The sequence below is a fragment of the Actinacidiphila epipremni genome (assembly GCF_012034175.1).
Lineage (GTDB): Bacteria > Actinomycetota > Actinomycetes > Streptomycetales > Streptomycetaceae > Actinacidiphila > Actinacidiphila epipremni.
The window spans coordinates 466,327-479,143 of record NZ_JAATEJ010000002.1; the positions used below are offsets into that span (position 1 = coordinate 466,327).

The 12,817-nt window shown below is 73.7% G+C and carries 12 protein-coding genes; 4 read left to right on the forward strand and 8 right to left on the reverse strand.

What is annotated here, in order from left to right; all coding sequences use genetic code 11:
* Positions 1-22: 22 nt before the first annotated feature.
* Entirely contained in the window at positions 23-1,729 is a 1,707-nt protein-coding gene (locus HCN08_RS04915) for a sensor histidine kinase (RefSeq protein WP_322974230.1), read from the reverse strand.
* Between the two features lies 1 nt (position 1,730).
* Positions 1,731-2,462: a response regulator transcription factor gene (locus HCN08_RS04920; protein ID WP_167981589.1), complete on the reverse strand. Its 732-nt coding sequence runs from the start codon at positions 2,460-2,462 to the stop codon at positions 1,731-1,733.
* A gap of 159 nt (positions 2,463-2,621) precedes the next feature.
* Here HCN08_RS04920 and HCN08_RS04925 point away from each other — a divergent pair, with 159 nt between their 5' ends.
* Positions 2,622-4,832 carry an MMPL family transporter gene (locus tag HCN08_RS04925; RefSeq protein WP_322974231.1) on the forward strand — a complete coding sequence of 737 codons (2,211 nt, stop codon included), beginning with the start codon at positions 2,622-2,624 and terminating at the stop codon, positions 4,830-4,832.
* Positions 4,833-4,989: 157 nt separating this feature from the next.
* A complete protein-coding gene (locus tag HCN08_RS04930; RefSeq protein ID WP_167981590.1) occupies positions 4,990-5,853 on the forward strand; it encodes a TetR/AcrR family transcriptional regulator in 864 nt (287 codons plus the stop codon).
* A 9-nt stretch (positions 5,854-5,862) separates the two neighbouring features.
* Here the strand turns inward: HCN08_RS04930 and HCN08_RS04935 are convergent, their stop codons facing one another.
* Positions 5,863-6,132, reverse strand: a complete 270-nt coding sequence (locus HCN08_RS04935) for an SCO4848 family membrane protein (protein ID WP_167981591.1) — start codon at positions 6,130-6,132, stop codon at positions 5,863-5,865.
* Between the two features lie 85 nt (positions 6,133-6,217).
* Between HCN08_RS04935 and HCN08_RS04940 the strand changes: the two genes are divergently transcribed.
* Complete coding sequence (locus HCN08_RS04940) at positions 6,218-7,585, forward strand: D-alanyl-D-alanine carboxypeptidase family protein (protein ID WP_407648671.1); 1,368 nt, start codon at positions 6,218-6,220, stop codon at positions 7,583-7,585.
* Between the two features lie 56 nt (positions 7,586-7,641).
* Here HCN08_RS04940 and HCN08_RS04945 read toward each other — a convergent pair whose 3' ends face one another.
* A complete protein-coding gene (locus HCN08_RS04945; RefSeq protein ID WP_167981593.1) occupies positions 7,642-8,199 on the reverse strand; it encodes a TetR family transcriptional regulator in 558 nt (185 codons plus the stop codon).
* Between the two features lie 133 nt (positions 8,200-8,332).
* Between HCN08_RS04945 and HCN08_RS04950 the strand changes: the two genes are divergently transcribed.
* Entirely contained in the window at positions 8,333-9,244 is a 912-nt protein-coding gene (locus HCN08_RS04950) for an oxidoreductase (protein ID WP_167981594.1), read from the forward strand.
* A gap of 56 nt (positions 9,245-9,300) precedes the next feature.
* On the opposite strand, the gene HCN08_RS04955 is transcribed toward HCN08_RS04950, so the two are convergent.
* From HCN08_RS04955 to HCN08_RS04970, 4 genes are all read right to left on the reverse strand, one after another.
* Positions 9,301-10,254, reverse strand: coding sequence for a YihY/virulence factor BrkB family protein (locus HCN08_RS04955; protein ID WP_167981595.1), 954 nt, complete (start codon positions 10,252-10,254; stop codon positions 9,301-9,303).
* Positions 10,242-10,700: a GtrA family protein gene (locus HCN08_RS04960; protein ID WP_167981681.1), complete on the reverse strand. Its 459-nt coding sequence runs from the start codon at positions 10,698-10,700 to the stop codon at positions 10,242-10,244. The genes HCN08_RS04955 and HCN08_RS04960 overlap by 13 nt, the downstream gene beginning before the upstream one ends.
* A gap of 223 nt (positions 10,701-10,923) precedes the next feature.
* Positions 10,924-11,892 (reverse strand): decaprenyl-phosphate phosphoribosyltransferase, encoded by a 969-nt coding sequence (locus HCN08_RS04965; RefSeq protein ID WP_167981596.1) that lies wholly within the window; start codon positions 11,890-11,892, stop codon positions 10,924-10,926.
* Positions 11,885-12,691 (reverse strand): phosphatase PAP2 family protein, encoded by an 807-nt coding sequence (locus HCN08_RS04970; RefSeq protein WP_407648672.1) that lies wholly within the window; start codon positions 12,689-12,691, stop codon positions 11,885-11,887. The genes HCN08_RS04965 and HCN08_RS04970 overlap by 8 nt, the downstream gene beginning before the upstream one ends.
* Positions 12,692-12,817: the final 126 nt, after the last annotated feature.

A 12,817-nucleotide genomic window follows, 5' to 3' on the forward strand; every position in this document is an offset into this window, starting at 1 on the left:
GAGGGACGCTACGACTTCGAGCTCACTCCAGCGCAAGGACGTTCGCCCCGGCCGTGGCGCCGGCCGCGCGCGGAGCCGCGACCCCGTCCGGGTCGGCCGGGGGTGGCGCCCCGCCGGGGGCAGGCGCCGGCGGCAGCGTGATGTGGACGGTCAGCCCCTCCCCCGGCGCGGTGTCGAGCCGCACCGTGCCGTGGTGGGCCTGGACGACGGCCTGGACTATGGCCATGCCCAGCCCCGCTCCCCCGGTGTCCGGCGCCCGTTCTGCGTCGGCGCGGAAGAAGCGGTCGAAGGCGCGTGCGGCGTCCGCGGGTTCGAGCCCGGGCCCGGAGTCGGCGATCCGCAGCCGTACGCCCGTGGCGTCGCCCTCCACCTCGATGACCAGCGGCGCGTCCGCGGGCGTATGGGCGCGGACGTTGCTGAGCAGGTTGCCGACGACCTGCCGCAGCCCCGCCTCGTCGCCGAGCGCGTACGCCCCGCGCGCGCCGGCCGGCAGCAGCAGCGTCTGCGGGCGGCCCGGCTGCTGCGCGGCGAGGTCGGCGGCGGCGTCCCGTACCAGCGCGCACAGGTCGACCGGCTGGAAGTCCAGCTCGGGGCGTTCCTCCAGCCGGGCCAGGGCCAGGAGTTCGTCGACGAGCCGGCTCATCCGCTGGGCCTCGGCGGAGACCCGGCTGAGGGCGCGGTCCTTGTCGGCGGCGTCGAGCATGCCCTTCTCGTAGAGCTGGAGGTAGCCCTGCACGGAGGCGAGCGGGGTGCGCAGTTCATGGGAGGCGTCGGCGAGGAAGTGCCGCAGCTGCGCGGTGGCGCGTTCGCTCTCGGTCACGGCGGTCTCGATCTGCTGGAGCATCGCGTTGAGCGCGGTGCTGAGCTGCCGGACCTCGGTGGAGCCGTGCCGGGAGGTGGCGATGCGCCGCGACAGGTCGCCCTCGGCGATCGCGGAGGCGGTCTCGACCATGGTCTCCAGCGGGCTGAGCCGGCGCCGGGCGGCGCTCAGCGAGCCGACCGCGAGCAGTCCCAGCAGCCCGAGGCCGGCCAGCGACTCCCACACCAGCAGCTTGTGGATGGCGTGTTCCAGGCCGCTGTAGCGCATGCCCTGCACGACCATGCTGCCGTCGCCGAGCCGGGTGACGACGACCCGGTAGTCGGTGCCGGCGGCGCGTACGTTGACGGCCTTGCCGCTGCGGGCCAGCGCGGCCGGTTCGTGCAGGCCGGCGGTGAGGTCGGCGCGCAGCCGGTTGTCGGCGCCGCCGTCGTTCTCGCACACCGAGGAGTTGCGGCCGTCCTCGTCGAGGACGACGAAGAGGTCCTGCTTGAAGGCCTTGGCGAAGGACAGCCCGCCGTCGCCGTCGTCCCTGCCGTCCTTGCCGGCCTGGAGGATGCCGGCGAGGGTGCACAGCCGCGCCAGGCCGTCGGCGGTGACCGGCGCGCTGCTGAGCGAGCGCTGCGAGTCGCGCAGGGTGTGGTCGATCTCACTGCCGAGCACCATGTACGTCGCCATGACGCTGAAGCCGGCGGTCGCCAGCAGCCCGAGGGCGACGAAGGCGACGTTGGCGAGCGTCAGCCGGGCCCGCAGCGTCCGCGGCCGGGGCAGCAGCCGCCGCCGGCCCACCGCGCACACCGGGTCGTACGTACGGTAGGGGCCCCGCGAGCCGTAGCCCCCTGGGCCGTATCCGCGCGAGCCGTACCCGCCGCCGCCCGGCACCCCGCTCGCCCACAGCCCGCCGAACCGCACGTCAGGCCTGCTCGACGGCGCGCAGCCCGTACCCGACGCCGCGCCGGGTCTCGATGAGCGGCGGCCCGAACCGGTCGAGCTTGCGCCGCAGGTAGGAGATGTAGGTCTCGACGACGGTGGACGGCACCACCGTCTCGTACTGCCACACGTGCTGGAGCAGCTGCTCCTTGGAGATGATCCGCCCGGCGTGCCGCAGCAGGTGCCGCAGCAGGTTGTACTCGGTGGGCGTCAGCTCCACCGGCTGGCCGGCCCGGCGCACCGAGTACGTCGCCTCGTCCATCTCCAGGTCGCCGTGCCGCAGCACCCGGTCGGCGACGCCGGCCGAGCGCCGGGTGCGGCGCAGCACGGCGTGCACGCGGGCGACGACCTCGTCGACGCCGAAGGGCTTGGTGATGTAGTCGTCCCCGCCGAGCGCGAGCCCCGCGACGACGTCGCGCGGCGCGTCCCGCGCGGTCACGAAGATGACGGCCAGGTCGTCCTCCCCGGAGCGCCCGGCGGAGTGCTCGGCGCGCAGCGCGCGGCAGACCTCCCAGCCGTTGCCGTCCGGCAGCATCACGTCGAGCAGGACGAGGTCGGGCCGGTGCGCGCGGACGGCGGCGAGCGCCTCCCGCCGGGTGGCGGCGCAGTGGACGGTGAAGCCGTTGTAGGTCAGCGTGATGCGCAGGATGTCCGCGATTCCCGGCTCGTCCTCGACGACGAGCACCGTGGGAGCCGTACCGACAGCTGTCTCCATGCCGTCCAGTATCCGCAAGGCCCGTGACACCCGGCGGGCGCGAACTTTGGAGTTCCTTGAGAGAAGTCGGATCGGCTTGGTCCGGGCGTTGTGACACCTGACTCTGGAGTGGGGCGAGTGGATCACAACGGATGACGGACGAATGATGGGGGATGGATCGTGGCCGTTCTGGCGCGATGGTGCTTCCGGCACAAATGGCTGGTGATCGTGCTGTGGGTGGCGGCGCTGCTCGGCACGGGGGCCGCGGGCCGGATCGCCGGCGACGCGTACTCGAATGTGTTCTCGCTCCCGCACACCGAGTCCGCCAAGGTGCTCGACCTGCTGGACAAGGCCGTGCACGACCAGTCGGGCGAGTCCGACACCGTGGTGTGGCACACCGACGCCGGCTCGGTGAAGGACCCGGCGGTCCGGGACCGGATCGCGCCGGTGCTGGACCGGATCCGGCACCAGAAGGACGTCGGCAAGGTCGTGAGCCCGTACGACCCGGCGGGTGCCGCGCAGATCAGCAAGGACGGCAGGACGGCGTACGCGACGGTGACGTACGACGTGCTGGGCGCCAAGCTGTCCGAGGGGCAGGTGCACGACCTGGTCGACACCGCGCACTCGGCGCGGCGGGACGGGCTGAAGGTCGAGGTGGGCGGCAACATCGTCGCCCAGATCGAGCAGCCGCCGCCGGGCCTGAGCGAGTTCGTGGGCATCGCGGCGGCTGCGGTGGTGCTCTTCCTGGCGTTCGGCTCGCTGCTGGGCATGCTGACGCCAATCGTGACGGCGCTGTTCGCGATCGGCATCTCGTCGTCGCTGATCACGCTGCTGACCCACACCATGAACGTGCCGGACTTCTCCGGGCAGTTGGCGATGCTGGTGGGCCTCGGCGTCGGCATCGACTACGCGCTGTTCATCGTCACCCGGCACCGCAAGGGCATCCTGAGCGGCAAGTCGCCCGAGGAGTCCGCGGTCACGGCCGTCAACACCTCAGGGCGTGCGGTGCTGTTCGCGGGCGGCACGGTCTGCATCGCGCTGCTGGGGATGTTCACGGTGGGCCTGAGCCTGCTGTACGGCGTGGCGATCTCCGCGGCGATGACGGTCGTGGTGTCGGTGCTGGCGGCCGTGACGCTGCTGCCGGCGCTGCTCGGGGTGTTCGGCACGAAGGTGCTCAGCCGCCGCCAGCGCCGCAGGTTCGCCGCGACCGGCCCGCAGGTGGGCGAGTCGACGGGGGCGGCGGCGCGCTGGTCGTCGTTCGTGCAGCGGCATCCGCGCTCGCTCGCCGCGCTCGCGATCGCCGTCATGGCGGTGCTGGCGATCCCGACGCTGTCGCTGCGGCTGGGCTCCTCCGACCAGGGCAACAACCCGACGTCGACGACGACCCGCAAGGCGTACGACATGCTGGCCGATGGCTTTGGTCCGGGCTTCAACGGTCCGCTGACGATCCTGGCCGAGGTGCCCGGCGGTGCGCGCGACAAGCAGGCGCTGGACGGCCTGGTCAGCACCCTCGGCCGCACCAAGGGCATCGCCTATGCCGCCGCGCTGCCGATGCAGCCGGACAGCACGGTCGCGCTGGTGCAGGCGGTGCCGACGACCTCGCCGCAGGACAAGGCGACCAGCACCCTCATCAACCACCTGCGGCAGGACGTCGTGCCGCAGGCCGAGCGCGGTACGACGATGAAGGCGTACGTCGGCGGTCCGACCGCGATCTTCAAGGACTTCTCGACCGTCCTGGGCAACAAGATGCCGATCTTCATCGGGGTGATCATCGCGCTGGGCTTCGTGCTGCTGCTGCTCGCCTTCCGCAGCATCGTCGTGCCGCTGACGGCGGCGGTGATGAACATGGTGGCGGCGGGCGCGTCCTTCGGTGTGCTGGTCGCGACCTTCCAGTGGGCGTGGGGCGGCAGCCTGCTGGGCGCGACCCGGCAGGGGCCGATCGACGCCTTCCTGCCGGTGATCATGCTGGCGCTGCTGTTCGGGCTGTCGATGGACTACCAGGTCTTCCTGGTCAGCCGGATGCACGAGGAGTGGGTGCACACCAAGGACAGCGCGCGGGCGGTACGGGTCGGGCTCGCCGAGACCAGCCGGGTGATCAACTCGGCGGCGGTCATCATGATCTGCGTCTTCGGCGCGTTCGCGCTCAGCGGGGTGCGGGTGCTGGGGATGTTCGGCGTCGGGCTCGCGGGCGCGGTCGCGCTGGACGCGTTCATCCTGCGGACGGTGCTGGTGCCGTCGCTGATGCACCTGTTCGGCAGGGCGAACTGGTGGCTGCCGGGCTGGCTGGACAAGCGCCTGCCGCACATGGCGGTCGAGCCGGCCGACGAGGAGGTCGCGCCCGTGCGGCCCGGCCAGGAGCCGGACCTGGCGCTCGCCTCCTCGGCGGACTGACCCCGCCGCCGCCCTCCGGTGCCCGACCGGCCCGGCCCCGCTTCCTCGGGGGCCGGGCCGGTCTTTTCATGCGTACGGAGGGCCTACAGCGGCAGGGGCGGCTGGACGGCGACCGGGTGCGCGGAAGGCTGCGCCGCGCCGGACTAGGCTCACCGTGATGGAGGACAACAGCAGCCGTAACGGACCGCCCGCGCCGGGCCCGCCGCCGGCCGCCGGCGAGGGGGCCGAGGAGCTGCCCGGCGGGCGGGCGCGGCCGAAGACCGGCAAGAGCGAGCAGACCCGCGCCCTCATCCTGGACACCGCCATGCGGCTGTTCCGGGAGCGCGGGTACGACAGGACGACGATGCGGGCCATCGCGCAGGAGGCCGGCGTCTCGGTCGGGAACGCGTACTACTACTTCGAGTCCAAGGAGTTCCTGATCCAGGGCTTCTACGACCAGATGACGTACGCCCACGCGCTGGACGCCGCCGCCCGGATGGCCGGTGAGCAGGACTTCGACGTACGGCTGCGGATCGCGCTGGAGTCATGGCTGGACTGCGCCGCGGACTACCACGGGTTCGCCGCGCAGTTCTTCCGCACCGCCGCCGACCCGGACAGCTCGCTGAGCCCCTTCTCCCACGAGTCCCACCCCGCGCGGGCCACCGCGGTCGACCTCTTCCGGGATGTCCTGGCCGGCTCCGAACTCGCCCCCAAGCTCGACCCGGAGCTCGCCGACCTGCTGCCGGACCTGCTGTGGCTGCACCTGATGGTCGTCGTCCTCTACTGGGTCTTCGACCGCACCCCGGACACCGAGCGCACGCGTGAGTTCGTCCGCCGCTCGACCCCGCTGGTGGCGCGGCTCATCGCGCTGTCGCGCCACCGGGTCTTCCGGCCGATGGTGCGGGACGCCAAGGGGCTGATCCAGGACTTCATCCTGCCGACCATCGGCCGCACCGCCGTCACCCGCCCCGCCCCGGCCCCCTCCGCCGCCGAGCCCGCCGCCGCGCCCGCAGGCAAGCCCGCCCGCCGCCGCCGGGCCTGACCCGGGGGGCTACGCCTCGGGTGCGGGGGCGGTGCGCCGGCGGTGGAGGGCGCGCAGGCCGCGCAGGCCCAGGACGCCGATCGCCGTGCCGAAGACCGTCGAGACGACGGCGAGCGTCAGGTGGATCCAGAAATACGCGGTCGGCGAGGAGTGGTCCCCGTGGTGGAAGGCGAGCCCGCTGGCGTCCTTCCACAAATTTTTCACAAAGGTGGTCCAGACGATCCAGGACCAGACCCCGAAGGCGGTGAGGAACCAGGACACCGGGCGGCTGAGCTTCATACGTCCCAGTATGTGCGGCGCTTCCCCGTGCCCGGAAACCGCCCCCGGGCGCGCGGGAGGCCGCCGCGCGGCCCGCGGGTGGGTCATGTCACGTGGATCCCAGGGGCCCCTGGGGGGTGCGCGGACATCTTCGCCCTGTACGTTCTTGCGGGTGCCGATGCCTCACACCGCACCAGCCCGTCCCCGCCTGCGCCTTCGTCCCCGCCGCTTCCGCCACCGCGTGGCGGCCGGCTTCGCGAGCCTGGCGGCAGCCGCCCTGCTGGGCGGCACGCTCGGCGCGGGCACGGCGGCGGCCGAGCCGAAGGCGCCGCAGCCGCCCGCGCAGATGTCGACGGTCGGCGGCGACCGGCTGGGCGTGCCCGGCGACCAGGTGGACCTCTCCGGCGGCGCACCCGCGCTGCCCACGGGCCTGACCGCCCGCTCCTGGATCATCGCCGACGCCGAGACCGGCGACGTCCTCGCCTCGCACAACGCGCACTGGCAGCTCGCCCCGGCCAGCACGCTGAAGATGCTCTTCGCCGACACCGTGCTGCCCAAGCTGCCGAGCACGCAGACGCATGTCGTCGCGCCGAGCGACCTCGCCGGGATGGGCGAGGGCAGCAGCCTGGTCGGCATACAGGAGAACCACCCGTACACCGTCAAGGACCTCTGGCTCGGGGTCTTCCTGCGCTCCGGCAACGACGCGGTGCACGTGCTGGCGGCGATGAACGGCGGCGTGCAGCAGACCGTCGCCGACATGAACGCCGAGGCCAAGGAGCTGCAGGCCGGCGACACCAACGTCGTCACGCCGGACGGCTACGACGAGCCGGGGCAGCACAGCAGCGCGTACGACCTGACGCTGTTCGCCCGTGAGGGCCTGCAGAACGCGGACTTCCGGGCGTACTGCTCGACGGTGGTCGCGCAGTTCCCCGGCGACTACAAGAAGGACAAGGCCGGCAAGCCGACGAAGGTCCGCAGCACCTTCCAGATCCAGAACACCGACCGCCTGCTCAGCGGCGACTACGACCTCAAGCGCTACCCCGGCATCGCGGGCGTCAAGAACGGCAACACGACGAACGCGGGCGCGACGTACACGGGTGTCGCGCAGCGCGACGGCCGTACGCTCCTGGTCACCGTCATGAACCCGGAGCCCAAGCACAACCAGGTCTACCGCGAGGCCGCGGCCCTGCTGGACTGGGGCTTCAAGGCCGCCCCGACCGCCAGGCCGGTCGGCACGCTGGTCCCGCCGCTGAGCAAGGTCAAGGCGTCGGCCCCGGCGACGCCCTCCGCGACCGCCCCGCAGAAGCACGTCGACGCCTCCGCGACCACGACCTCCTCCTCGGGCGGCATGTGGACCGCCGCGGGCATCGCCCTCGCGACCGTCCTCGTCCTCGGCGTCGTCGTGGCCGTCGTCCGCCACCGCCGCCCCCTCCCCACCGACTCCCCCCGCCCCCGCGGCCACCGCCGCCGCTGACCCCTCCGGGGGCTGCCCTTCGTGGTCCCCGGCCCCCGGCCCGGCCCCGGTCTCCGCTACGGCGTGACGAGCCGGGCGACCGCGTCCACGACGAGCGCGCGGCGCTCGGCCTCGGGGACGAGGTGCAGCACGTCCTCCCCGTGCTGGTGGAACATGTTCGCCAGGGTGAGCACCAGCACGAGCACCTGGGCCGCCGGCCGGTCGCCGGCCACCGTCCCCCGGGCCTGCGCCTCCTCGATCGCCGCGACCTTCGCGCCCATCGACGCCGCCACCGCCGCGCGCTGCGCGGCCTCCCCGCGCTCCAGGTGATACCAGGTCACGAAGCGCAGCACCTCGGGGTGCCCGGCCGCCGCGTCGTGCAGCAGCCCGGCGTACTCGGGCAGCCGGTCCGCGTCGATCGGCACGGTCGCGACCGTGAGGTCGACGATGTGGTCGAAGACCGCGTCGAAAAGCTCGGCCTTGCCCTTGTGGAAGGAGTAGACCAGCCCCGGGCTGATCCCGGCGCGCTGCGCCAGCCGGTCCACCCGCGCGCCGGCCAGCCCGTACTCGGCGAACTCCGCGAGCGCGGCGTCGAGGAGCTGCTGCTTCTTGGCTTCGGGGTCCCGGATGCGCACACCCACAGGGTAGTTCCGGCGGCGGGGATGCACGGCACTCGCAGATAATGAACGTTCATTTGACAACGGCTCCCGTCACCCTCCACCCTGGACACCGTAATGAATGTTCGTTCATTAACCGGAGGACGCCGCCATGACCGACCGCTGGACCCCCGCCGCCATCCCCGACCAGACCGGCCGCACCGCCCTGATCACCGGCGGCAACAGCGGCATCGGCCTGGAGACCGCCCGGGTGCTCGCCGCCCACGGCGCCGGCGTCGTCCTCGCCGGCCGCAGCCCGGCCAGGCTGGAGGAGGCCGCCGCGGCGGTACGGGCCGCCGTCCCGCACGCCCGGCCGGCCACGCTCGCGCTCGACCTGTCCGACCTCGCCTCGGTCCGCGAGGCCGCCGCCCGCGTCGTCGAGACCCGGACGATCGACCTGCTGGTCAACAACGCGGGCGTGATGAACCTGCCCACCCGGCAGACCACCCGCGACGGCTTCGAGATGACGGTGGGCACCAACCACCTCGGCCACTTCGCCTTCGACGCCCTCGTGTGGCCCGCGGTCCGCCGCTCCCCCGCAGCCCGGGTCGTCACCGTCAGCGCGATCGCCGCCCGCTGGCGCATGGGCCGGCTCGACGACCTGCTGAGCGAGCGCGGTTACCGCGCAATGGCCTCTTACGCCAAGTCCAAGCGCGCAAACGTCGTCTACACCCTGGAACTCGCCCGGCGCACCGCCGGAACCCCCGTCGAGGCCCTGGTGATCCACCCCGGCGCCGCGATGACCAACCTCCAGCAGCACAGCACGAGCGGCCTCGCCCGGCTGTTCACCCCGCTCGCCGCCCGCCTGCTCATGGGCTCGCCCGAGGGTGCCGCATGGCCGTCCCTCTACGCCGCCACCAGCCCCGACGTGCGCAGCGGCGACTTCCTCGGGCCGGCCGGGCGCGACCAGACCTCCGGCACACCGCGGCGCGTCCGGCTTCCCAAGGACGCGGCCGACCCGGCGCAGGGGGCGCGGCTGTGGAGCGAGAGCGAGCGGTTGACCGGCGTGACCTTCACGCCGTGAGATTCACCCGCGGCCCTGGATCCGCAGCCGACTTCGAACGGCTCACTTCGGCCGGGTCACTTCTCCCAGCGGGTCGCGCCGCGCCGGTGCTCCTCCGGCGGGGTGTGGGGCGGCAGCGGCTCGGGGGCGTGGCGGGGGGTCACCGTCCAGGCGGCGCAGTAGAGCAGGAGCTTGGCCATGAAGTTGAACCACAGCAGCAGCGCCACGGGGGTGCCGAAGGCCCCGTAGATGTTGCGGCCGGCGACGCGTTGCAGATAGCCGCTGAGGGCGACCTTCAGGATCTCCAGGCCCACCGCGCCGATCAGCGCGGCCATCACCACCGCCTGCCGCGGCGGGTCCACGCCCGGCGTGAAGGTCAGCAGGTAGATGAGGATCAGGAAGTCCGCCGTGACGGCGAGCAGATAGCCCACGACGGTGAGCGCGACCCGCCCCCACCCCTGCTCGGCCAGGCCGATGCGGTCCGCGGTCCAGGTGACCGCGGTCGTCGCGAAGCCGGACGCGCCGAGCGAGACCAGCACGGCCAGGCCCAGGCCCACCAGGATCGCGAAGTCGTGCAGCTTGCCCTTGACGGGATTCTCGCCCGAGTCGTCCTTGCCCCACACCGCCCGCAGGCAGTCCCGCAGCGAGCTGACCCACCCGATGCCGGTGAAGAGCAGCACGCCGGAGGCGATCAGGCCGACCGTGCCGGCGTTGTCGACCAGGCCATGGATGTCGATCTGGTCGGCGATGCCGGGGATCTGGTCGGTGAGCTTGTCCTCCAGCCTGTCCAGCTGCCGCTGCGACAGCAGCGCCGCGCCGACCGCGGCGGCCACGGTGATCAGCGGGAAGAGCGACAGGAAGCTGGTGAAGGTCATCGCGGCGGCCAGCCGCGTCCAGTGCACCTGGAGCAGGTGGTCGAAGGCGCGGTAGGCGTGGGTGCGCATGACGCGCGCGACCAGCGGTGCGACGCGTCGCTCGTACCACGGCCCGAGCCGTGGACCGATCCACGGAACCCGGGTCAGCCAGTCCATGTGGGTCGGTTACCCTCGTCCGCCCTGCGCACGCCGCGGGTACGCCGGGTGGCGGGCCGGAAGACCAGCGTGCGGGTGCCCCAGAAGCGCAGCGCCGTGGCCAGCGCCATGCCGACGACCCCGCCGGAGACCACGTCGGCCCGCGGGCTGGTGAGGCCGAGCATGTAGTGCGACAGCACCAGGCAGAGCAACTGCACGCCGGCACCTGCGGCGTTGACGGCGAAGAAGACGCCGTAGCGGCGGGCGCGGGGCGTGGCGACGACGCGGCGCCGGTACGTGCCCAGGGCGTTGCCGTTGTACGCCACCCCGCAGCCGGCGAGGAAGGACAGCGCCTTGGCGGTGAGCGGTCCGAGGCCGGCGTAATTGCGCAGCCAGATGAACAGCACCAGGTCCGCGGCATAGGCGGCGCCGCCGGCGAGCGCGAAGCCGGCGATCTCCGGGAGCATCGCCCGCACCCGTGGCGGCAGCCGGCGCCGCACCCGGGCGCGAAGGCGCGCGGGGAGCAGCCCGGGGAGCCGCCCGGGCAGCAGCGTGCCGCGCCGCCTGCGTCCGCGCAGCCGGCGCAATTTCCGCGGCAATGTATGCCGGTGTGCCCGCCGCGCGGCAATACGCGGCGGGCGCCGCAATGTACGCCGTCCCGGCGCGCCGGCCCCGCTCACCCGGCGGCCCTCACCTGTTCACCGCGGCGAGCACGTAGAGCGCGCCCCAGGCCAGCCCGATCACCACCAGGGCGCGGTCCCGCAGCAGTACGTCCTCGGGCGCGCCGGCCGACCCGTTGTCGGCGAAGACGGCGTAGCGCAGCACCCACAGGATGAACGGCACCATGGACAGCTGCCGCCACGGCAGCAGCCCGGACGCCTCGCCGCCGGTCTCCATCGCCCACAGGCAGTACGCGAGGACGCCGACGCCGGCCGCGAGCTGCCACACGAAGCGCAGGTATCCCGAGCTGTATTCGCCGAGCAGCGCCCGTGACGCGCCGACCTCGCCCTCCTGCCGCGACATCAGCACCAGCTCGGAATACCGCTTGGCGGCGACGACGAAGAGCGCGCCGAAGCCGGAGGTGATCAGGAACCAGCGGGACAGCCCGATGTCCAGGGCGAGGCCGCCGGCCATCGCGCGCATCAGGAAGCCGGTGGTGACGACGACCAGGTCGACGACGAGGATGTGCTTGAGCCACACGCAATAGGCCAGCTGCATCAGCACATAGCCGGCGAGCAGGCCGGCGGTGTCGGGGTTGCAGGTGACGGCGGCGGTCGCGGGCGCGGCCACCGCGAGGGTGCCGCCGACCGCGTAGGCGACGCCGACCGGCACCTGCCCGCAGGCCACCGGGCGCAGCCGCTTGACCGGGTGGGCGCGGTCGGCCTCGGCGTCCCGGGCGTCGTTGACGAGGTAGACGGCGGACGCGCAGGCGGTGAACAGCACCAGCACCAGGCCGAGCTGGACGCACTCCCCCACCGACAGCAGCCGCCCGGCGGCGAAGGGCGCGGCGAGCACCAGGCCGTTCTTGACCCATTGCCGGGGCCGCGCGGTCCGTACGAGCCCGGCGGGCAGTCCGCGCGGCGCCCGCCGGGCGGCGAGCCCGGCGACGCCCGCCCCGCCCGTGGTCTCCTCGACCAGCACGGCCGACGGTTCACCCATGGCGCCCACCGCCCAGCGCCCACGCCCGGCCCAGCCGGGCCGCGGCGGCGCCCAGCAGCGCGCCGCACAGGACGTCGCTCGGGTAGTGCACCCCGGCGACGAGCCGTGAGGCGGATATCGCGGCGGCGAGTGCCGGCACGGTCGCCGTCCCCGGCAGCAGCGCGCCGAAGGCGACGGCGGCGGCCGTGGCGGAGGCGGCGTGCGAGCTGGGGAAGCTGTGCGCGCTCGCGGTACGGACCAGGGGCGCGGCCCCGGCGATACGCGGCCGGGGCCGGCGTACCGCCCGCTTGGCGCCGATGCTCACGGCGTGCGCGCCGGCGACGAGCGCGGTGGCCCGCAGCCATTGGGTGCGCCGCTGCGGGTCGCCGAGCGCGCCCGCGGCTCCGGCGGCGATCCATACGGCGGCGTGCTCGCCGGTGAGGCCGAGGACGCGGACGACGCCGGCGACGCGCCGGTCCTCGCCGCGGTGCCGCAGTGCGGTGAGCAGGCGCCGGTCGGCACGGTGGGCGGCGGCGGCCATGCGGGCCAGGGCCGTCAGGGCCTCGTCGCGGGCAAGCCGGCGGCGGGCCGGGGCGCCGGGGCCGGCGGGGTCGGCTGGGGCGGCTGGGCCGGCGGTGCCGGCTGCGTCGCCGGTGCCGGCTGCCGCGTCGGGGGCTTCAGGGGCCTCGGGGGCGTCGGCCGGTCGGACGAGTGCCAGGTGCCGCTCGCCGGCGGGCCCGCGGGGGCCGCCCCCGGGGGGCTTCGTCCCGGGCCGGGATATCGAGGTGCCGCCCGGCGCGGCGGAGTCGGATGAGCGCATCGGCGGTGTTTCTCCCTCCGCATGGGGTCCGCGCGGCGGCAAGGCGCCACGCGGGTCCAGCCCCGAGTGATTACCGTGCGGGCCCACCGCTCACGCCGGGACACTCGCCCTTTACGGTGAGGAACC